This is a genomic window from Pseudomonas sp. Hz4 (assembly GCF_054898165.1).
In genome coordinates this window covers 3979200-4000501 of sequence record NZ_CM142719.1, presented here as the reverse complement: position 1 = coordinate 4000501, position 21302 = coordinate 3979200, and the positions used below count along the sequence as shown (strand labels likewise).

15 protein-coding genes and 1 tRNA gene are annotated in these 21302 nt (G+C 59.9%); 15 read left to right on the top strand and 1 reads right to left on the bottom strand.

Translation table 11 applies throughout. The annotated features are described in order from the left end of the window. Positions 1 to 63: 63 nt before the first annotated feature. From ACYZTR_RS18255 to ACYZTR_RS18190, 14 genes are all read left to right on the top strand, one after another. Positions 64 to 2487 carry a TonB-dependent receptor gene (locus ACYZTR_RS18255; RefSeq protein ID WP_461973077.1) on the top strand — a complete coding sequence of 808 codons (2424 nt, stop codon included), beginning with the start codon at positions 64 to 66 and terminating at the stop codon, positions 2485 to 2487. 357 nt (positions 2488 to 2844) lie between these two features. Next, complete coding sequence (locus ACYZTR_RS18250; RefSeq protein WP_461973075.1) at positions 2845 to 4221, top strand: diaminobutyrate--2-oxoglutarate transaminase; 1377 nt, start codon at positions 2845 to 2847, stop codon at positions 4219 to 4221. Between the two features lie 210 nt (positions 4222 to 4431). Continuing rightward, positions 4432 to 6216, top strand: a complete 1785-nt coding sequence (locus ACYZTR_RS18245) for an IucA/IucC family protein (protein ID WP_461973073.1) — start codon at positions 4432 to 4434, stop codon at positions 6214 to 6216. After that, positions 6209 to 7420: a type III PLP-dependent enzyme gene (locus ACYZTR_RS18240; protein ID WP_461973071.1), complete on the top strand. Its 1212-nt coding sequence runs from the start codon at positions 6209 to 6211 to the stop codon at positions 7418 to 7420. Before ACYZTR_RS18245 ends, ACYZTR_RS18240 begins: the two co-directional genes overlap by 8 nt. Further along, entirely contained in the window at positions 7417 to 8844 is a 1428-nt protein-coding gene (locus ACYZTR_RS18235; RefSeq protein WP_461979784.1) for a DHA2 family efflux MFS transporter permease subunit, read from the top strand. The genes ACYZTR_RS18240 and ACYZTR_RS18235 overlap by 4 nt, the downstream gene beginning before the upstream one ends. A 19-nt stretch (positions 8845 to 8863) precedes the next feature. Beyond that, positions 8864 to 10735 (top strand): IucA/IucC family protein, encoded by a 1872-nt coding sequence (locus ACYZTR_RS18230; RefSeq protein WP_461973070.1) that lies wholly within the window; start codon positions 8864 to 8866, stop codon positions 10733 to 10735. Further along, entirely contained in the window at positions 10729 to 11502 is a 774-nt protein-coding gene (locus ACYZTR_RS18225) for an HpcH/HpaI aldolase family protein (RefSeq protein ID WP_461973068.1), read from the top strand. The genes ACYZTR_RS18230 and ACYZTR_RS18225 overlap by 7 nt, the downstream gene beginning before the upstream one ends. Before the next feature lie 4 nt (positions 11503 to 11506). Then, on the top strand, positions 11507 to 13354 hold the full coding sequence (locus ACYZTR_RS18220; protein ID WP_461973066.1) for an IucA/IucC family protein: 1848 nt from the start codon (positions 11507 to 11509) through the stop codon (positions 13352 to 13354). Continuing rightward, positions 13344 to 14267, top strand: a complete 924-nt coding sequence (locus tag ACYZTR_RS18215) for an ABC transporter substrate-binding protein (protein WP_461973064.1) — start codon at positions 13344 to 13346, stop codon at positions 14265 to 14267. The genes ACYZTR_RS18220 and ACYZTR_RS18215 overlap by 11 nt, the downstream gene beginning before the upstream one ends. Further along, positions 14264 to 15253 (top strand): FecCD family ABC transporter permease, encoded by a 990-nt coding sequence (locus tag ACYZTR_RS18210; protein WP_461973062.1) that lies wholly within the window; start codon positions 14264 to 14266, stop codon positions 15251 to 15253. Before ACYZTR_RS18215 ends, ACYZTR_RS18210 begins: the two co-directional genes overlap by 4 nt. Next, entirely contained in the window at positions 15246 to 16277 is a 1032-nt protein-coding gene (locus tag ACYZTR_RS18205) for a FecCD family ABC transporter permease (protein ID WP_461973061.1), read from the top strand. Before ACYZTR_RS18210 ends, ACYZTR_RS18205 begins: the two co-directional genes overlap by 8 nt. Before the next feature lie 12 nt (positions 16278 to 16289). Further along, a complete protein-coding gene (locus tag ACYZTR_RS18200) occupies positions 16290 to 17081 on the top strand; it encodes an ABC transporter ATP-binding protein (RefSeq protein WP_461973059.1) in 792 nt (263 codons plus the stop codon). Beyond that, complete coding sequence (locus ACYZTR_RS18195) at positions 17078 to 17860, top strand: IucA/IucC family C-terminal-domain containing protein (RefSeq protein WP_461973057.1); 783 nt, start codon at positions 17078 to 17080, stop codon at positions 17858 to 17860. The genes ACYZTR_RS18200 and ACYZTR_RS18195 overlap by 4 nt, the downstream gene beginning before the upstream one ends. Continuing rightward, positions 17851 to 18483 (top strand): RraA family protein, encoded by a 633-nt coding sequence (locus ACYZTR_RS18190; RefSeq protein WP_461973055.1) that lies wholly within the window; start codon positions 17851 to 17853, stop codon positions 18481 to 18483. The genes ACYZTR_RS18195 and ACYZTR_RS18190 overlap by 10 nt, the downstream gene beginning before the upstream one ends. Before the next feature lie 61 nt (positions 18484 to 18544). Here the strand turns inward: ACYZTR_RS18190 and ACYZTR_RS18185 are convergent, their stop codons facing one another. Then, positions 18545 to 19828, bottom strand: coding sequence for an NAD(P)/FAD-dependent oxidoreductase (locus ACYZTR_RS18185; protein WP_461973053.1), 1284 nt, complete (start codon positions 19826 to 19828; stop codon positions 18545 to 18547). 183 nt (positions 19829 to 20011) lie between these two features. Between ACYZTR_RS18185 and ACYZTR_RS18180 the strand changes: the two genes are divergently transcribed. Beyond that, positions 20012 to 20088: transfer RNA gene (locus ACYZTR_RS18180), tRNA-Val, on the top strand. The last annotated feature ends 1214 nt before the right edge of the window (positions 20089 to 21302 follow it).

Sequence of the window (21302 nt, the reverse complement as noted above, 5' to 3'; positions counted from 1 at the left end):
TGTCCCCTTTTTTCGCATCGCTTGTCATTCAAGGTGTGTGAAACTAAATCAGAGAGATTCTCAATGCCCGCAGTGATGCCCTGCAATAAGCGTCTGGGTTCTTCCAGGCTGCGCCCGTTGTTGCACTTGAGCCTGTTGCTGAGTCTGAGTGCCTGTCCGTTGTTTATCACTGCCGGTTGGGCCGAAGATGCGCCACGACGCAGTTATCAGGTGCCTGCAGGAAGCCTCAGCGCAGCGCTAACCCGTTTCGCCGGGCTGGCCGGGGTCAATCTGTCAGTGGACCCGGCACTGGTGGGTGGTCGCACCAGCCCTGGTCTTTCTGGCGAATACGCTGTCAAGGAGGGCTTTGCCCGGCTGTTGCAGGGTTCCGGTCTGCTATTGCAGCCGATGGGCGAACAGGCGTACATCCTGACCCCTGCGCCAGAAGGCCGCAGCCTGCAACTGGCGCCCACCTCGATTCTCGGTGCCACGGGCGGGGCGGATGGCGAGGTGTATGCCGGCGGCCAGGTCGCGCGCCGCGGTTCGCAAGGTTTGCTGGGCTCGCGAGACTTTATGGAAACGCCGTTCAGCATGACCACTTACACCAGCGAGGTGGTCAAAAACCAGCAGGCTCGTACCCTGGGCGACCTGATCGCCAGCGATCCCTCGGTTCGCGCCACCAACCCGGCGGGTGGGCGCTATGAGCAGTTCACCATTCGCGGGTTGAGCCTGTTCAACAGTGATGTCGCCTACAACGGTCTCTACGGCGTCCTGCCGACCTATACGATCGACATGGAGATGGCCGACCGCGTCGACGTCATCAAAGGCCCGAGCCAGCTTATCAACGGCATCTCGCCGCGGGGCAGCGTGGGTGGCGGGATCAACGTGGTGCCCAAGCGCGCGACCGACAAGCCCATCACTTCGTTCACGGGCAGTTACGCTTCCGATAGCCAGGTCGGTGGGGCCGTGGATGTCGGCCGGCGCTTCGGTGAGGACAACAAGTTCGGTCTTCGTTTCAACGGCGTAAAGCAGTCTGGCGATACCGACTGGGATCACCAGAATGTCGACCGCGAGATGGCCGTGCTGGGCCTGGATTTTCGCGGTGAACGCCTGCGGCTCTCGACGGATATCGGGCGCACCGAGCGTGATACCGACGCCCCGCAGGAACGCGTGCAGGTTGGCGCCAACGCGCAGGTTCCGCATGCCAGCGATGTCCGCCACAACTATGCGCAGTCTTGGAGCAAGGCGAGTACCAACGACACGTTCGGTACGGTGAACGCCGAATTCGATGTCAGCGATTCCGTCATGCTGTACGGCGGCGTGGGGGCGCGCAAAAGTAACCATGACTTCCTCCGGCATGCCGTTGCAGTCACCAACGACGCGGGCGATTTCAGCGTTCAACCGCGTGATTTCACCCGTGACGAAAATGTCCGCACGGCCACGGCAGGGGTGCGCAACTGGTTTCATACCGGCCCGGTGAGCCATGAAGTCAACCTGGCCGCCAGCTATTTCTACATGGACTTCGAGAATGGCGGTGCCCGTTATGCCGCTGCCCGCAGCAACCTCTACGACCCCGTGGACACACCAACGCCTGTCAGAGCCACGCGACAGGATTCGCAGGTCTATACCGAGAACCGCTCCAGCGGCGTGGCGTTGTCCGACACCTTGGGTTTCTTCGATGACCGGCTGCTGCTGACCCTCGGCGCCCGCTGGCAGCGCGTGAAGGTTGATGACTGGACCGATAATGTCAGAGGCGACACGGCCTACGATGAGGAAAAGGTTTCGCCGTCGGGCGGCATCCTGTTCAAGGCGACCGACAAGCTGTCGCTGTATGCCAACTACATGGAAGGCCTGAGCCAGGGCAAGATCGCACCGTCGACTTCGGTCAACGAGGACGAAATCTTCCCGCCGTTCATCAGCCGGCAGGTCGAGGTCGGCGCCAAGTATGACGCGGGTGCGTTCGCCGTGACCGCCGCCGTATTCCGGATCAAGCAGCCGGCCTACGAGACCAACGCCACGACGCGCGTCTTCGGGCCGAACGGCAAGCGTGAGAACACGGGTGTGGAACTGAGTATGTTCGGTGAACCGCTCGATGGTTTCCGCCTGCTCGGCGGTGTCATGTACATCGACAGCGAGCTGTCCAACACCACCAATGGCACCTTTGACGGCAACCGGGCGCCGGCCACGCCGAAATACAACGTCAACCTGGGGGCCGAGTGGGACGTGCCGACCGTGCAGGGCCTGACCCTGACCAGCCGCGGCATCTATTCCAGCTCGCAGTATCTGGACCAGTCCAACAACAAGGAAATCGACTCCTGGGAGCGTTTCGACGTGGGCGCACGCTACGCGTTCAAGGTTGAGGAAAAGAACATCACCCTGCGTGCCAATATCGAGAACGTGGCGGACAAGCGCTACTGGAGTTCGGCCGGAGCCTCGGATGACAGCGAACCTGGCTTGACGCTATCGACCCCACGCACCTACCTCCTTTCGGCGACTGTCGACTTCTGATTCATCCGTGTCATGCGCCCCAGAGACCGGGGCGCAGTCAGTCGTTGGGCCATGACCTGATTCGAATAGAGGAAGGACATATGCACCCCATCAGTTAATGAACATTCAAGACACTTTTCGGATAAGTTGCAGTCTGTCGGTAACCTATATCGAAGTTGTCAGTTGCATACAAGATCATGGCTAGATCATGGCGCTTCCGGAGATATACCAGGTTTATTAACTTGGTTTTTGCGTGTCTGATTATTTTTAGAATAGTTAAAATCGCTATATGTAAATTTCCAAATAGGTTGTAAGAATTAGTTGCAACAACTTGGTAATGAGAATAAGTTGCATATCGGATTTAACGAGGGTCAACCGATGTTGAATGATGGCGTATTGCACTCTAACCCTTTGCGAAAAACCAATGCCGATTATCTGGCTCGACAGAGCAAGTTCGAATCTAATGTGCGCAGTTATCCACGCAAGTTGCCGCTGGCAATCGCCAAGGCGCACGGGCTCTGGGTCACCGACGTCGAAGGCAATACTTACCTCGACTGCCTGGCCGGCGCTGGCACGTTGGCCCTGGGTCACAATCACCCGGCCATCATGGCCAGCCTCGACAGCTTCCTCGCCTCAGGCCTGCCGATGCACACCCTGGACCTGACCACCGCGGTCAAGGACGCCTTCAGCGAAACCCTGCTCAGCCTGTTGCCGAACCAGGGCCGTGATTATTGCCTGCAATTTTGCGGACCGTCCGGGGCGGATGCGGTGGAGGCCGCGCTGAAGCTGGCCAAGACCTACACCGGCCGTAACAACATCATCAGTTTTTCCGGGGCCTACCATGGCATGACCCACGGCGCTCTGGCCCTGACCGGCAACACCGCGCCAAAAAATGCCATCGCCAGCCTGATGCCCGGGGTGCAGTTCATGCCGTACCCCCACGAATACCGTTGCCCCCTGGGCATTGGCGGTGAGGCCGGGGTCGAGGCCTTGACATACTATTTCACTCAATTCATCGAAGACGTCGAAAGCGGCGTGTCACTGCCGGCGGCGGTGATCCTTGAAGCGGTGCAGGGTGAGGGCGGGGTCAACTGTGCCCCGGCGAGCTGGCTGCGGGCGATCCGCGAGGTGACGCGCAAGCACGGCATCCTGCTGATCCTCGACGAAGTGCAGACCGGTTTCGGTCGCACCGGCAAGATGTTTGCCTTCGAACACGCCGACATCGAGCCTGACCTGATCGTCATGTCCAAAGCGGTCGGTGGCGGTTTGCCCATGGCGGTACTGGGCATCCGGCGTGAATTCGACGCCTGGGAGCCAGGCAACCACGCCGGCACCTTCCGCGGCAACCAGATGGCCATGGCTGCCGGGCTGGCTACGTTGCAGGTGCTGCAACAGCAAAACCTCGCCGCCCAGGCCGAGCGTCGTGGCCAGTGGCTCAAGGACCGACTGGTCGAGTTGCAGGTGCATTATCCGGCCCTTGGCCAAGTGCGCGGTCGCGGCCTGATGCTGGGCATCGAGATCGTCGACGAGCGCCAGCCGGCGGATCGCCACGGGCGTTTCCCGATGGACCCGGCGCTGGCCGCGGCCATCCAGCAACAGTGCTTCAAACAAGGCCTGTTGCTGGAACGCGGCGGGCGTAAGGGCAATATCATCCGCTTGTTGCCGCCATTGATTATCGACGATGAACAATGCCAGCAAGTGATCCAGCGTTTTGATAACGCCATGGCGGCAGCTTTATTGCAGTTGCGCGCTTGAGTGAATCAATCGACGTTGCGTTAACAACCCGTCAAGTTGCAGGTTGAAGGCGTTGGCGCAAGTAACTTCGGTGGTCGTTAGATTGTTTAAAAGGTTCAGTGAAGTGATGTCGTTACGTGGGGTTCCGTCGGCTGTTAATCGGTCGATCAGCAACTAATTTTTTCACCATATAACGTGTCCAGTGGCTTAGCAGGCTACTGTGGAGCACCCATGAGTCATCCAGATCGCAGTGTTTTATCGAATATGGTCAGTGAGTTGGCGACGACGCGCGCGTTGCTTAATTGTTTGATCAAAGAGTTCGCCTTGCCGGAAAACTGCCTCCGTTACAGTTGGCCGACGCAGATGCAAGGTATTGCCCCGGGCAGTTACCTTGAGGGCCTGGAATGGAGGGGCATTCCGCTGACCATCAACCTGCCCAACCAGCAGCAGTTCTTTGTGATGGTGGACCGTCGTGATGGCCTTGGCAGTCACCGTTACCTGTCGGACGTCTATGCCCGGCGCGGTGAGGGCTGCTGGTCGTGCCTGAGGTTTGCCGAGTTCGTAGAACAGTTGCTCGCGGCTTGCGAACACATGACCCGCGCCAGCAACGACGAGTTGCTGGATCAGGTGTTGCAAAGCCAGTTACTGACCGCAGCCATCGTCGCCCACAACATGGACGGCCAGCACCCGGCACCGCTCAGCGGTTACCTGGCCAGCGAGCAGGGCTTGTGGTTCGGTCATCCGAACCACCCGGCACCCAAGGCACGCCTGTGGCCAGCTCATCTGGCCCAGGAAACCTATGCGCCGGAATTTCAGGCCCGCACGCCGTTGCACCTGTTCGAGGTGCCGCTGGAAGGATTGAACGTCGGGGCCAACGGTCTGAGCAAAGCCCAAGTGCTGGCCGGTTTTGCCGATCAAGCGCAGGCGCGGCCAGGGCACGCAGTTATCTGCATGCATCCGGTACAGGCCCAGTTATTCATGCAGGATGGCCGGGTTCAGCGTCTATTGAAATCCGCGGCCATCGTCGATCTTGGCGCCACAGGGCTGATGGCCAACCCCACTGCGTCCATCCGGACGTGGTACATCGAGGGTCATGAGTTCTTCATCAAGGGCTCGCTGAACGTGCGCATCACCAATTGCGTCAGGAAAAACGCCTGGTACGAACTGGAAAGCGCACTGATGATCGACCGCATCTTTCGTAACCTGCAACTGACCCGCCCCGAGACCCTTGGCGGGCTCTCGGTGGTGGCCGAACCGGGCATTCTGAGTTGGGCGCCGCAACAGGCCGGCGAAGCCGATAACCATTGGTTCCGCGAACAGACCGGGGCGATCCTGCGGGAGAACTTCTGCCTCGACACCGGCACCGACTGCAGCATCATGGCCGGTACGTTGTTCGCTCGTGGCCTGCATTTACCGCCGTTGGTGCATGAATTCCTGAGCCGGTTCAACGGCAACGACATCCACGACCAACAGCTGTTGAGCTGGTTCGACGACTATCAGGCGCTGTTGCTACGGCCGGTGCTGGCGCTGTTCTTCAACCACGGCATCGTGATGGAGCCGCATTTGCAGAACAGCGTGCTGGTGCACGACAACGGTCGTCCACAACGCTTGCTGCTAAGGGATTTTGAAGGGGTCAAACTGACCGACGAACTGGGTGCCTCGCGGATCGACGCAGACGTTCATCCACGGGTGCGTGAGTCGCTGCTCTATTCCCGCCAGCAAGGATGGAACCGCATCGTTTATTGCCTGTTCGTCAACAATTTGTCCGAGGCTGTACTGGCCCTGAGCTGGGAACGCCCGCACCTGGCGCCGCTGATGTGGCAACGGGTGGAGCAGCAATTGATCAGTATCCGCGCCGAACTGACCCGCGATGCACCGGAGTTGGACGCACTGATCGCCGGTCAGCCGATTGCCTGCAAAACCAACCTTAAAGTCCGCTTGGCGGCCAAGGCCGATCGCCAGGCCGGTTACGTCAGTCTGGTGTCCCCGTGGGGCAAGGAGGCCAAGTATGGATAAATTGCCCGAAGCGATATTGGCCGCCATCGACGAAGCCCGCACGCAGCACGAAGATCCGTTGGCGCTGTTCATCTACGACCTGGACGCGCTTAAACATCACGTGACGCAGGTGATGGCGGCGCTCCCTGAAGGCGTGGAGCTTTACTACGCCATCAAGGCCAACAGTGAACCGCAGATAGTGTCCGCTGTGGCGCCGTTGGTGCACGGGTTCGAGATTTCCTCCGGCGGTGAGATTGATCGCCTGCAGGCCTGTTCTACGCGCAAGCCGTTCATATTCTCTGGCCCCGGCAAACTGGATTCCGACCTGCGTTCGGCGCTGCAACATCAGGTCGAAGCCATCCACATCGAAAGCCTGAGTGAAATCGTCCGTCTGCAACGGCTGGCACTGGAAGCGGGGCGCGTGCAAGACGTATTGCTGCGGATCAACCCCGAACTGCCATCGCCGCTGTCCAGCAAACTGGCGATGGCCGGCACGGCCACCCCGTTCGGGATCGATGAGTCAGAATTGGCCCAGGCGGTAAGCTGGGTCGATAACGCCAGCCATCTGCGGCTCAAGGGCTTTCATATACATGCGATGTCTCACCAGTCGCTGGTGGACCGTCATGAGCAACTGCTCGATCTGTACCTGGAACGCTGGCCGCAATGGAAAGCGTTGTCGGCCAACCCGGCGGCGATCACCCACCTCAATGTGGGCGGCGGAATCGGCGTCAATTACCTCAGCCCGCAGCAGTTCGATTGGCAGCGCTTGTGTGCGCATTTGGGGCAGAGCCTTGCAGCGTGTGCCGATGCGCCCATCGTGCGCTTTGAACCCGGTCGTTTCATCAGCGCCTTCTGTGGCTACTACGCCATTGAAGTGCTGGATAAGAAAACCAGTCACGGCAAGCACTTTCTGGTCTGTCGGGGCGGCACCCATCAATTCCGTTTACCGGTCGCCCAGGGGCACGATCACCCGGTCATTCATCTGCCCAGGCATCAAGCAACAGCCGGCGCGTTGCAACAGGACTGGACCGTGGTCGGGCAACTTTGTACGCCCAAGGATGTGCTGAGCCGCGATTGCCCGCTGATGGGTGTCGAAGTCGGCGACATGCTGGTGCTGCCGCTGGCAGGTGCCTATGGCTACAACATTTCCCATGCCGACTTCCTCTGTCATCCGCGACCATCACAGGTGTTCCTGCACGATGCCGGAGTCGCACCGTGGGATTGACGTTTGCCGTGCCGCGTTGGTTGGTGGTGGTCAATGTGCTGTTGGGCACGCTGACGGTCAGCCTGAACAACAGCTCGCTGAATCCGGCGTTGCCGGCTTTCATGGAGGCCTTTGAGATCGGCCCGCTGTTGGCCACCTGGATTGTGGCGGCGTTCATGGTGAGCATGGGCATGACCATGCCCCTCACCAGTTTTCTCAGCCAGCGGGTGGGGCGAAAAACCCTCTATTTGTGGGGCGTGGCGTTGTTTGTCTGCGGCTCGTTGCTCGGGGCGCTGGCCAACTCCATCGCGCTGGTGATTGCCGCGCGCGTGGTGCAAGGCATCGCCAGCGGGCTGATGATTCCGCTGTCCCTGGCGATCATTTTTTCGGTGTACGCCAAAGGCGAGCGGGGGAAGGTCACTGGCCTGTGGGGCGCGGCGGTCATGCTGGCACCGGCATTGGGGCCGTTATGCGGCAGCCTGATGCTGGAGTGGTTCAGTTGGCGCTCGCTGTTCCTGATGAATGTCCCTATTGGCTTGCTGGCGCTGATCCTGGGTGTCGGCGTGCTTCCGGCCTCTGAAGCGTCAGAGCGCAAACCTTTCGATTTGGCAGGTTACCTACTGATTGCGACGGGCATCGGTCTGCTGATGATCGCCGTTGGCCGTCTGCGTCACGCGCAAGCCCTGGCCGATCCTTTCAACCTCGGCATGTTGCTGGCGGCGATCCTGTGCCTGGTCGCGTTTGTGCGACTGGAACTGAACCGGACTTCGCCATTGCTCAATCTGCGCATCTTTGCCCTGCGCGGTTATCGCTTGAGCGTGATCATCGCGGTGGTGCAGTCGGTCGGCATGTTCGAATGCCTGGTCCTGCTGCCGCTGCTGGTGCAAGTGGTGATGGGCTACAGCGCGATCTGGACCGGCTTGTCGCTGCTGTGCACGGCGATGTTCGCCAGCTTGTTCGGGCATCTCGGCGGCAAGTGGCTGGACCGCCACGGCCCGCGCGCAGTAGTGCTTTGGGGGCTGCTGTTGACCGGGGGCGCCACCCTGGGATTGGGCATGCTGGGGGCTGGCGCTTCAATCGGTGTGGTGTTTTTTCTGATGATGGTCCGCGGCGTCGGGCTGGGCCTGTCCTATATCCCCATCACCACTGCCGGGCTCGATGCGCTGCCTGAACCGATGGTCACTCAGGGCGCGGCGATGAATAACATTTCCCGTCGTCTCGTCTCGTCACTGGCCATCGTGATTGCCTCGCTGTGGCTGGAGTTTCGCCTGGCCGCTGAGACGGGGGGCGGGGCTGTTTCGATGGTTAGTTCAGGGGCAATCAGCGAGGTCTTCATGGTCACCGGCATCCTCATTCTGCTGGCATTGCCCTGTGCCTGGCGTTTCCCAGTTTCCGCATCCGACGAGTCGGCCGAGGCACTGCCCTCAGCCCTCGAACACCGTTAATTCTTTCATGGACAAGGTTATGACTATGGCGACTTCTTCACAGGCAACACATCAGGCTGCGGATTCAGCGCCAAGCGTCTGGCTGGCGACCGCCGATCCGCGCCACTATCAGCACGTGGAGCAGCGAGTAGTGGGACAGCTGCTGCAAACGCTGCTGTATGAAAATGTCCTGCCGTATCGCCATTCGGCCCTCGATGGCGGCCAGCACCGTTTTGTCGTCAGCGGCACCGATGCGCAGCAACAACCGGTGGAATACCACTGCAGCGGATTGCTCAGCACCAGCTTCGAGCTGATCCGCCTCGACTACGCCAGTCTCGAGCGCGTAGATGCGTTGGGCGCGCGCAGCCGGCCGCACCTTCATCAGGCATTGGCGGAGCTGTTAAGCGAACTTCAGGACAGCCCGCACCTGCCACGCTTCACCCATGAGCTTGAACAAACGATGCTCAAGGATCTGCAATCGCGCAGCCAGGGGTATCAAGCGGCCCGGCCCGGCCATCAACTGGATGTCGATGCGCTGGAACAGCACTTCATGGACGCCCACAGCTATCACCCCTGCTACAAATCGCGCATCGGCTTTTCGCTCAAGGACAACGCCTGCTACGGACCGGAATTTGCCGCGCCCATCGCCATTGTCTGGTTGGCAGTGGCGAAAACTTGCGGGGCGATGAATATCTCGCGGCACCTGGAGTTCGACGGGTTTATCCAACAGGAATTCGGACTTCAGCGCTGGCAGCAACTGGCTGAGAGCCTTACCGGCCACGGCAAGGCGATGGGCGATTATTGGTTGATGCCGGTGCACCCGTGGCAATGGGAAAACGTCATCGTTCCCGTGTTCTACCCAGAACTGGTCAGCGGTGAAGTGATCTATCTGGGCACCACGGATGATCGCTATCAGGCGCAGCAATCGATCCGCACCCTGGCCAACGTCAGTGAAAAACAGCGGCCTTACGTCAAGCTCGCGCTGAGCATGACCAACACCTCCAGCACCCGAATTCTGGCCCGGCACACGGTAATGAACGGCCCGATCATCACCGACTGGTTGCAGCAGTTGATCCGCAGCGACAGCACCGCCCGTGACCTCGGCTTTGTAATACTCGGAGAAGTGGTCGGGGTCAGTTTTGACTACGATCACCTGCCCGCCACGCGGATGTCCCAGGCCTACGGCACGATGGGCACCCTGTGGCGCGAAAGCATTCACCAGTACCTGCAAGACGATGAGCAAGCGGTGCCGTTCAATGGCTTGAGCTCCGTGGACAATCGCTACGGCAACGGTGAACAGACTCCGTTCATCGATGCGTGGATCACTCAATACGGCCTGCACGCCTGGACCCGTCAACTGTTGCAGGTCGCGGTGTCGCCGATCATCCATATGCTCTACGCCGAAGGGATCGGCATGGAGTCCCATGGGCAGAACATCGTCCTGATCGTGAAGCAGGGCTGGCCGCAACGTATTGCCCTGAAAGACTTCCATGACGGCGTGCGCTATTCACCGCAGCACCTGGGACGCCCCGATCTGTGTCCGACCCTGGTGCCGCTGCCCGCCAGCCACGCCAAGCTCAATCGCAACTCGTTCATCCTCACCGACGACCTGGATGCGGTCCGGGATTTTTCCTGTGATTCGTTCTTTTTCATCGCCCTGGCCGAAATGGCGATCTTCCTGCATCAGCACTATCAACTGGAAGAGGTCCTGTTCTGGCAGATGGCCGCCGAGGTGATCAGCGCTTACCAAGTCGAACATCCGCAACACCGCCCGCGTTATGCAGCGTTTGATGTCTTCGCGCCTTTCTATGAAGTGGAAGAGCTGACCAAGCGCCGCCTGCTGGGCGACGGTGAACGTCGTTTCAAATCGGTGCCGAATCCGCTGCACGCGTTCCGGCTGCAATCATGCTGAGGACCAATCTGCTCAAGCAGAAGCTCAGGACAGGTGAGCCGGTCTACGGCCTGATCAGCTCGATTCCTTCGCCAGCGGCCATCGAACTGATTGCCGAGGCCGGTTTCGATTTCGTGATCATCGATATGGAACACGTGCTGATCAATCCCGAGACCGTGGAGAACATGATTCGCACCGCCGAGAGTTACGCGCTGACCCCGCTGGTGCGGGTGGCGGACCTCAACCCGAAAACCCTGCTGCGCCTGCTCGATGGTGGTGCGCAGGGCATTGTGTTGCCGATGATCGAAGGCCCTGAACCTTTGGCCGAGAGCATTCGGGCCTGCAAATACCACCCGCAGGGCACCCGCAGCCTGAACGCCGGGCGCCCCGGTGCTTTCGGCAAGCACAGCCTGGCGGAGTACATCGGACTGGCCAACGAACAAATCATGATCGTGGCAATGATCGAAAGTGCCGAAGGTGTGCGGCGGGCGGCAGAGATTGCCGCGGTACCTGGCCTGGACATGATTCTGGAAGGGGCTGCCGATTTATCGCAATCGATGGGTATGCCCTGGCAGATCGACCGGCCCGAGGTGCAGCAAGCGCTGCTCTCCAGCTGGCAGGCAGCCAATGCCGTGGGTGTGCCGTACTGCGCCATTCCACGCCAGCCGGGCGACCACGAACGGTGGTTGGCTCGGGGCGTAAAAAGTTTTGTTTTGGGTGACGAGCGTGGCATCGCTTTTCGTGCCCTCCAGGCCAAATTGGCCACCACTTCAGCAGAAGGAAAATAATCGAATGAACTTCACCGCAATGGCCGCCGACAGGGTGATGCAGGATCTGGTCGATTGTTTACTCGCCGAACATTTTTTCGGTACCGAGCCGCTGAACCTGGTGGCGCCCTCGTCATCGGCCGATCAGCCGTTTACCGGGTTGAGCGCCGGGCAGCGGATCTGGGAATGGCCCAGCGATCCCCAGAGTTGCATCGTCATAGCCCTGCGCCCCGGTATCACTCAGCAATGGGAAAAAGTACCGGGCACCCCGGTATGGGCTCGACAGAGCGACCAGCTGACAGCGTTGTCACCCGAGGTCTTCACGACTCAGGTGTTGGCCGGAATGACCGATCGCTACCCGGACAATGAAAAAGGCTTCGCCCTGTTCCTGGATGTATTGCACACCAGCGTCCGGCAAACCGAGTTGTCCCTGGCCCATCGGGTCGACAGCGAACGCTTGCTGGAAAAGAGCAACGCGGACTTCTTCCTGGCGATGGAACAGTGGGCTTCGCTGCGTGATCGTCCCTACCACCCGCTGGCCAAAGCCAAGCAGGGTTTGAGCGAAATCGAATATCAGCAGTATCAGGCGGAATTTGCTCGTCCGGTGGCGCTCAATTGGGTCGCGGTCGACCGCACGTTGCTGCAATGCGGCGACGGCGTGACGGACGTGGCGCAGAGTAATCCAGCTCAATACCTGTTGCCGCCGCTGTTGCAGGCCAACTTGCAGCAAGAGCTGCAACAGCGGGGCATTGCCCAGAGCCACATCGCGCTGCCGGTACACCCATGGCAGTTCGAACACGTGCTGGAGGCGCAACTCGGCGATGCCTTCGCAAAGGGTGACTGCCATCGACTGGACTTCACCGAGGGTGATTTTTTCGCTACCTCGTCGTTGCGCTCGATGACCCCGTGCTTCAACAGTGCCGATTACCTCAAGTTGCCCATGGCGATCTATTCGCTGGGCGCTTCGCGTTATCTGCCCGCCGTAAAAATGATCAACGGCGGCTTGAGCGAGGCGCTGCTGCGTCAGGCACTGGGCAAGGATCAAACGCTGCAACAGTCGCTGCACCTGTGCGACGAAACCAAGTGGTGGGCATTCATGCCGCCGGACGCGACGCTGTTCGACGAAGCGCCGCGACACCTGTCGGCCATGGTGCGCGGCTATCCACCCGCGCTGCTCGAAGACCCGGACTGTCGACTGGTGCCGATGGCTGCGTTGGGCACACCGCTGCCGGGCAGCAAGCAACACTTCTTCGATGACTGGATGGGCTACCGCCAACTGCCGGCCAACGCCGGGTCGGTGATGACGCTGTTCCGCGAGGTGTGCCACAGCTTCTTCGATATCAATCTGCGGATGTTGCGCATCGGCATGCTGGGGGAAATTCACGGGCAGAACGCGGTGCTGGTGTGGAAGGCCGGTTACGCCCAGGGCCTGCTGTTGCGCGATCACGATTCGTTGCGCATCTACGTGCCGTGGCTGGAACGTAACGGCCTGGCCGACCCGGCTTACCGGCTGAAGAAGGGGCACGCCAACACGCTGTACCACGAGCGCCCTGAAGACCTGCTGTTCTGGTTGCAGACCCTGGGTATTCAGGTCAACCTCCGCGCCATCATCGATACGCTGGCTGAGGTCTACGCAGTGCCGGCGACCCAATTGTGGACGGCGATGGGCGAGGTGCTCAACGAGTTGATCGACACCATCGAGTTTGCCGCCGAGGCACGGGCCATGATCAAGCACCAATTGTTCGAGGCGCCGCATTGGCCGCAGAAATTGCTGCTCACCCCGATGATCGAGCGCGCGGGCGGCCCTGGCAGTATGCCGTTTGGCAAAGGGCAGGTGGTCAACCCGTTTCACAGGCTCGATCGTGAAGCCTGAACCACGACGTGATCCCTCCAGGCGCACGCTGTTGCGCCTGTCTCTGGGGGCGCTCGCCCTCAGGTTTTCCGCGCCGGCGTGGGCTGCGGCCGACACCGCGCCGTTGCGGGTGATCACCCTGTTTCAGGGGGCTACCGACAGCGCCGTGGTGTTGGGCGTGACCCCGTGTGGCGTGGTTGATTCCTGGAGCGAAAAACCGACCTATCGCTATTTGCGCGCAGCACTGGGTGCTGTGCCACATGTTGGGCTGGAAACCCAACCCAGTCTTGAGGACATCGCGCTGCTCAAACCGGACGTGATTATTGCCTCGCGCTATCGCCATGAACGCATTGCGCCATTACTCAAGCAGATCGCCCCGCTGATGATGCTGGATGAGGTGTTTGAGTTCAAAAAGACCCTGGCGCTGATGGGCGCCGCCTTACACCAGGAACAGAGGGCCGCCGAGATTCTGAACCGATGGCAGCAGCGCGTGGCCCAACTGTGCGAGCAACTGCAGCAAAAATTTTCCGGACGCTGGCCGCCCACGGTGTCGATTCTGGATATCCGCGAAGACCACATCCGAAGTTACCTGCCGGCGAGTTTTCCAGGCTCCGTGCTCACCGAACTGGGATTCAACTGGAGTGACACCAGTCGGGAGGCGAGCGGGGTGTCGATCAAACTCACCAGCAAGGAAAGCCTTGACGTGGTGAATGCCGACATCTTTTTTGTTTTCCTGCGCGCGCAGAACGCGGCGGTGCAGCGCAACTACGACAACCTGGTGCAACACCCGCTGTGGAAGCAGATGCGTGCCCCGCAGCAAGGACAAGTGTGGCAGGTCGATGGCATCGCGTGGAGTCTGTCGGGCGGGATGTTGGGGGCGAACCTGATGCTCGACGACATTGCCCGCGTGGCTGCAGCGCAGGCGAGCTCATGAGCCCCGGTGTAAAACTGTGCGGCGCGGGTGTCGTGTTGCTGCTGAGCTGCGTGTTAAGCCTGGCGGTCGGTGCCACCTGGATTCCACTGCCACAGATTGCCGCGGCGTTTGTCCATCCCGACCCGTTGAGTATCAGTCATGTACTGGTGAACACTACGCGTCTGTCGCGCACCTTGATGGCGATTTCCGTAGGCGCCAGTCTCGCGGTCGCGGGCGCCTTGATGCAGGCACTGACGCGCAATCCATTGGCATCACCCGGACTGTTCGGGATCAGTGCCGGTGCGACCTTTTTTATCATCCTGTTTTCCTCGATCTTCTCGCTGTCATCCCCGGATGCCTGGCTATGGTGTGCGTTCATTGGCGCTGCCATGGCGGGTTGTCTGGTGTGGCTGATCGGTAACATGGGGCAAGGCAGTCTCAGTCCGCTGCGCATCGTGCTGGCGGGGGCGGCGATTGCCGCGTTGTTCTCCGCTTTCAGCCAGGCGCTGCTGGTGGTGAATCAGGATGGCCTGGACACGGTGCTGTTCTGGCTGGCCGGTTCGTTGACCGAACGCAACCTGTCGAGCGCCGCACCCTTGTTGCTGACTGATGTGTTCGGGTTGTCGGGGGCGCTGTTGCTGGCCGGGCAGGTCAACGTGTTGAACGCCGGGGAAGAGATTGCCACGGGACTGGGCCAGCGAACCGGCCTGATCCGGCTGCTGATGAGCGTGCTGGTGATCTGTCTCGCGGGTAGCGCGGTGGCGTTGGCCGGCAGCATCGGTTTCATCGGTCTTCTGGTACCGCACATGGTGCGCAAGGGGTTGTCCATCGACCATCGCTGGTTGCTGCCCGGTTGTGCACTGCTCGGCGCCATTCTGCTGCTGTTGGCGGATACGCTGTCGCGGGTAGTGATCCTGCCGCAGGAGGTGCCGGTGGGGGTGATGACGGCGCTGTTCGGCGCACCCTTCTTCATTATGTTGGCCCGGCGCGGAGGCCGTTATGGATAAGGTGGTGACTTGGCGCCGGGGCGGGTATTCCCGGCGGGTCAACCTCTCCACGTGGTGGCGGCTGGCGATGGCCCTGGTGCTGACGGTGCTGGTAATGCTCGGTTCGTTGTCACTGGGGAAAGTCATCCTCTCGCCCTTTGAGGTGCTGCGAATCCTGTTTTCCAGTCAGGACGCCAGCCTGACGTTGATCGTCGAGCAACTGCGTTTTCCACGCATTGTGCTGGCGGCGCTGGTGGGGGCTGCGTTGTCGGTGTCCGGGCTGATCTTGCAAAGCATCATCCGCAACCCGCTGGCATCGCCCGACCTGCTCGGCATCACCAGCGGTGCCAGTGCCGCCGCCGTGCTTTATCTGTCGTTCTTGTCCGCGACACTGGGGCAACAGTTTCTGCCCCTGGCCGCAATGCTCGGTGCGGCTCTGGCAACACTGGCCATTTATCTGCTGGCCTGGAAGCAGGGGACCTCACCGCTGCGGCTGGTGCTGATTGGTGTGGGCGTCTCGGCGATGTTGACGGCCGCGACCACCTTCATCCTGGTTTTCAGTCCGCTGACCACCACCCTGTCGGCCTACGTCTGGCTGACCGGTAGCGTGTACGGCGCCAGTTGGCCCGAACCGCTGGCGCTGGCTGGCTGGTTGTTGGGCATTTGTCCGCTGCTGGTGCTGTTGGCCCGTCAGGTGATGGTGCAACAGCTGGATGACAACCTGGCCCAGGGCATCGGCGTGCGCGTGCAATGGCTGCGGGCCGGTTTGTTGCTGGTGAGTGTGGCGTTGGCCGGTGCAGCCATTGCCTGGGGTGGGGCGATCGCGTTTGTCGGGCTGATCGCGCCGCATATTGCCAAACGTCTGGTGGCACCTGGTTTCGCTGGGCAGGCCGTGATGGCGGCCTTGGTCGGGGCAAGCCTGGTGATGCTGGCGGATTTGGTCGGGCGCACGCTGTTTTTGCCCCTGGATCTACCGGCCGGCATCTTTGTCGCGGTGCTGGGCACACCCTTTTTTCTCTATTTACTGATTAAACAGCGTCATTAAGGAATTCAACGTATGACGTCGATTGCAAGTCGCGGCCTGACCCTGAGTTATCAGCGCCAGGTGATTATTGACGCGCTGGACATGCAACTGCCCAAGGGCAAGATCTCGGTGCTGATTGGCAGTAACGGCTGCGGCAAAAGTACCTTGCTCAAATCCTTCGCCCGACTGCTGAAACCGCAGCAAGGCTCGGTGATTCTCAGCGGTGTGGATATCCAGCAAAAATCCACCGCGGCGGTGGCACGTGAGTTGGCCATCCTGCCCCAGACGCCAACGGCGCCGGAAGGCATTACCGTGCGCCAGCTCGTGGCCTTGGGCCGATACCCGTATCAGAGCTGGATGCAGCAGTGGTCGGCAGAGGATGAAGCCATGGTCAATCGCGCGCTGGAGCAGACCAGTCTGCAGGCGCTGGCGGATCGGCCGGTGGATGCCTTGTCCGGCGGGCAGCGCCAGCGTGCGTGGATCGCCATGACCCTGGCCCAGGACACCGGCATCGTGCTGCTGGATGAGCCGACGACCTTCCTCGACCTGGCTCACCAGATTGAAGTGCTGGACCTGCTGCGCGACCTCAACCGGCTCGAGAACAAAACCATCATCATGGTGCTTCACGATCTCAACCTGGCCTGTCGCTATGCGGATCATATGGTCGCGGTGCATGAGTGTACGGCTTTTGCCCAGGGCCGGCCTGAGGACGTCTTGACCCAAGCGCTGGTCAAAACGGTGTTTGACCTCAATTGTCGGATTATTCCTGACCCGTTTTTTGGCACGCCGATGTGCATCCCATTTGGTCGGGAATTGCCGCAATGAGTCTGGCTCGTCACTTCACCGGGCAAGAGTGGAACGTGCTGTGCGGTGGGTTGCGTCTGAAGGACTGCGCCGAGCGTGACCCATTACGCTCCCTGATGGCGCGTGACCTGCTGCAAGAGGACGTGTGCGAGCGTCTGCTGGACGCATTGAGCCCGGTCATTGCCTCACCGTCGCGGGCGATCACCGCCTCGTTGCTGGGCAAGCGCTTGTCGTTTCTGGCCACCGGCGCCTGTTTGTACGCCATGTCGGTGTACGACAAAGGATTGCTACTGTCACTGGACAACGCAGTGATCGAGTACGGCCACGATGAGGGGCTGTGGACGTCTTCGATGCCGCTGGTTCATTCCCTGCCGCTGACGTACCGGGCAGGTGAGCGCGAGGCTTGGCGGGAAACCCTGGTGCAGTCACTGTTTGCCGGGCTGCTGAAACCGTTGTGGCAAACCTTCAACCGTGTGAGTGGGGTTTCACGGCGCATCTTGTGGGAAAACTCCGCAGTGCGTGTGTATTCGTTGTATGAAAAACGCATGGCAAAAATCGAGGAACCGTCGGTGCGCGAGCGCTATGAAGCGGACTTCAGGTGGTTGCTGACCGAGGCAGAACCTTCATTGTTCGGTCTCGATTACAACCCGCTGAGCCACTTCCGCCGTCCACCGACTCTGCTCGACGAGGGGCAGCGCAGTATTCGCTTTCGACGGACCTGCTGCTTCTACTACCTGGCTACTGAGCCTGCTGAATACTGTTCGACCTGCCCATTGCTACGCCCGGGGAAATGCCGATGAGTTATCAGATTGCCGCGCGCCAACAGCTCGTCAGCCCGGAGCAGCGCCACGCCTACCGGTCGATCCCTTCGTCAACCATCGGCCATTTTTCCGATCGGGGCTTCCTGCGGGGGATCAAGCCGCTGTTCAACAACATCCGCATGGTCGGCAATGTCGTCACCGTCAAAGTTTTCCCGCCGGATGGCAGTATTTTGCGTGAAGCGCTGTTATTGAGTCAGCCGGGCGACGTGCTGGTCATCGAATGTGTGGGCGACGAGGAGTGTGGTTGCTGGGGCGAACTGCGCACCCTGGCCGGGCTGATCAAAGGGTTGGCCGGGGTGGTGGTGTCGGGTGCGGTCACGGATGTCAGCGCATTGCGTCGCCATGGTTTGCCGATTTTTTGTCGGGACGTCAGTGCGTACACGACTCGCGGTATTGGCGCCTGTGGGGAAATCAATCAGTCGATCAGTGTGGGCGGGGTTCAGGTGCAGGCGGGGGATTTGGCCATTGGTGATGATGACGGCGTCTTCATCCTCGACGCCCAGCGAGCGGCCGAGTTGCTTCCCGAGCTCTTGGCCAAAGAGGAAATGGACCAGCAGCGCAGCGCCGAATTGTTGCAGAGGCTCAATCAGCGAAAGAGCTGAGTTCCCAAGCTGAAATGAAAAGGGCCACTTTGCAGTGGCCCACTTCTTTTGCATCTATCGGTCAGAAGCCGAATTTGTCTCGCAGTCCGTAATACCAGGCGCCCAATGCAGCAAACGGTGTACGCAGCAGTTGTCCGCCGGGGAACGGGTAGTGGGGCAGGTCGGCAAAGGCGTCGAAACGCTCGGCCTGGCCACGCAACGCTTCGGCCAGCACCTTGCCCGCCAGGTGGGTGTACGTCACGCCGTGGCCGCTGCAGCCCTGGGAATAGTAGATGTTGTCGCCCAAGCGTCCGACCTGAGGAAGCCGCGACAAGGTCAGCAGGAAATTGCCGGTCCAGGCGTAATCGATTTTCACGTCCTTGAGTTGCGGGAAGGCCTTGAGCATCTTCGGCCGAATAATCGCCTCGATGTTCGCCGGATTCCGCGCGCCATACACCACACCACCGCCGAAGACCAGGCGCTTGTCGCCGGTCAAACGGTAGTAGTCGAGCAGGTAGTTGCAGTCCTCGACGCAGTAATCCTGCGGCAACAGACTCTTGGCCAATGCGTCGCCCAAGGGTTCAGTGGTGATCACCTGAGTCCCGCAGGGCATCGATTTGGCGGCCAGTTCCGGCACCAGATTACCGAGATACGCGTTGCCCGCAACGATGATGAACTTGGCCCTGACCTTGCCTTGAGGCGTATGCACCACCGGATTCGCGCCGCGCTCTATGCGCACCGCCGGCGACTGCTCATAAAGGGTGCCGCCCAACGACTCCACAGCCGCCGCTTCGCCCAAGGCCAGGTTAAGCGAATGAACGTGCCCGCCGCTCATGTCGAGCATGCCGCCGATGTATTGATCGCACGCGACCACTTCGCTGATGCGACGCTGATCCATCAGCTCAAGCTGTGTGTGACCGAAACGCTCCCACAGACGCTTCTGGGATTCCAGAAGGCTCATCTGCTTGGCGGTAATGGCGGCAAATACACCACCGTCCTTCAAGTCGCACTGGATATTATATTTGGCGACCCGCTCACGAATGATCCGCCCGCCCTCGAACGCCATTTGCCCCAGCAACTGCGCTTGCTTGGGACCCACACTGCGCTCGATCACATCGATGTCGCGGCTGTAACTGTTAACGATCTGGCCACCGTTACGCCCCGACGCACCAAAACCTACCTTCGCGGCTTCAAGCACTATGACTCGGAAACCGTTTTCCAGCAGAAACAGGGCAGAGGACAGACCGGTGTAACCGGCGCCGATCACACAGACATCAGTCTCTACGTCATCCTGCAGGGCCGGGCGCGGCGGAACCGCATTGGCCGAAGCGGCGTAATAGGATTCCGGGTAGGGTGTGTTCGCCATCCTGCAGCCTCTGTTTAATATATTTTACGAGTGCATCGATCCTACCCGAGATAAAAAACGACCGCCAGCCACCGCAAAATCTTCTTTGCAGCGCCAAAATTAAATATTTTGCATATTCATAGGGTTAGCTCGAAAAAAGGTGTTGACACCCCTCCGGAATTCCGTAGAATGCCGCCTCACAGCAGGCACGTAGCTCAGTTGGTTAGAGCACCACCTTGACATGGTGGGGGTCGTTGGTTCGAGTCCAATCGCGCCTACCAAACAAAATCCGCTCTGCTGGGCGGTCTAGAAGGGCTCACCGAAAGGTGGGCCCTTTTTTGTTGTCTGCGATTTGCAAAAACTTTTGCAAAACCCCCCACTCCAAACGCCAACTCGGCGTCCACCTCCAGGTACTCGATTTTCTTTTCGTCGTGCCCCTCCTGATAGTGCTACGTCATCTACTCGTCCGCCTGCGGGAATTTCTGTTGCTCGGTCGGGGGATTATGGTGATTCCGTTCCGCTGGTTGCCGTTGGGCGCGGAGGGAGTGCATGCGGGTGGTGTGGGAGGGGAAGGGGCGCGTTGTTAATTCAGGCGTTGAGATTTGGCTTTTTGGCTGGCTGTATCTCACCAATGAATCATTGATCCGCCTCATGGTCATAACGCTGACCTTTGTTTTTAGGACGTTCAAATGAAGCGCGCAGTAATAATGTTTATGGCCATTTCAGGTTCTCTCTTACTGGGAGGCTGTGGGCATCACTGGGAAGACGGAGAAAGATACGGTCGGGATCGTGATCGTGATCGAAGTCATGATCACGGTCGTGGATACGACCGAGGGTATGACGATGATCGAGGGCATGGCCGTGGATATGATCGCCGTGACAACGACTCACGGTATGATCGCAATCACAGTCGCGATCGTGACGATAGAGACGATAGAGACGACTGACCCTTTCTGGCTTGCCCTCAGGTGGGTTAATGCCCCGGCTGATCTCCTCCAGCGTTTCTCTGGATTGTCATTCCGCTGCACCTCGTCACCAAGGTGCAGCAGTGACGTCTATTTTCCCTCTCGGTAGTTTTCCCAATGCACCCGCGGGTACCCAGTTGCTCGGGCCTTGAGCGTTCAGCCTGGCTAGGCCTTGATCTCTAGATTCAGAGCCTTGAGCCTGGTTAATGCCGGGAATAGCGGTGGGAGGAAGGGAGGATTCCTGAGTCGTCGTCTCGGCAGCAAACGTATAATGCGAGCAAGTTGCCACAAGGCTGGCAAGCGTGAGAGCTGCGATTTTTTTTGTTCATTTTGGAGTCTTTCATGCGGCGGATGTGGTGCATTGGAAGATGGCGGAAAGGGAGCGTGCTGGGCGTCTGACGAGCGGCAGGCACAAAGAGCCTGCACTGTGCGGGCTCTGCGCGATAGGGCAATGCTAAGGAGCGTGGCCGAAGCGTTTTCGGAAGTCGTCTTCGAGCATTCGGTACGCGCCAGTTATGATGCCAATAAGT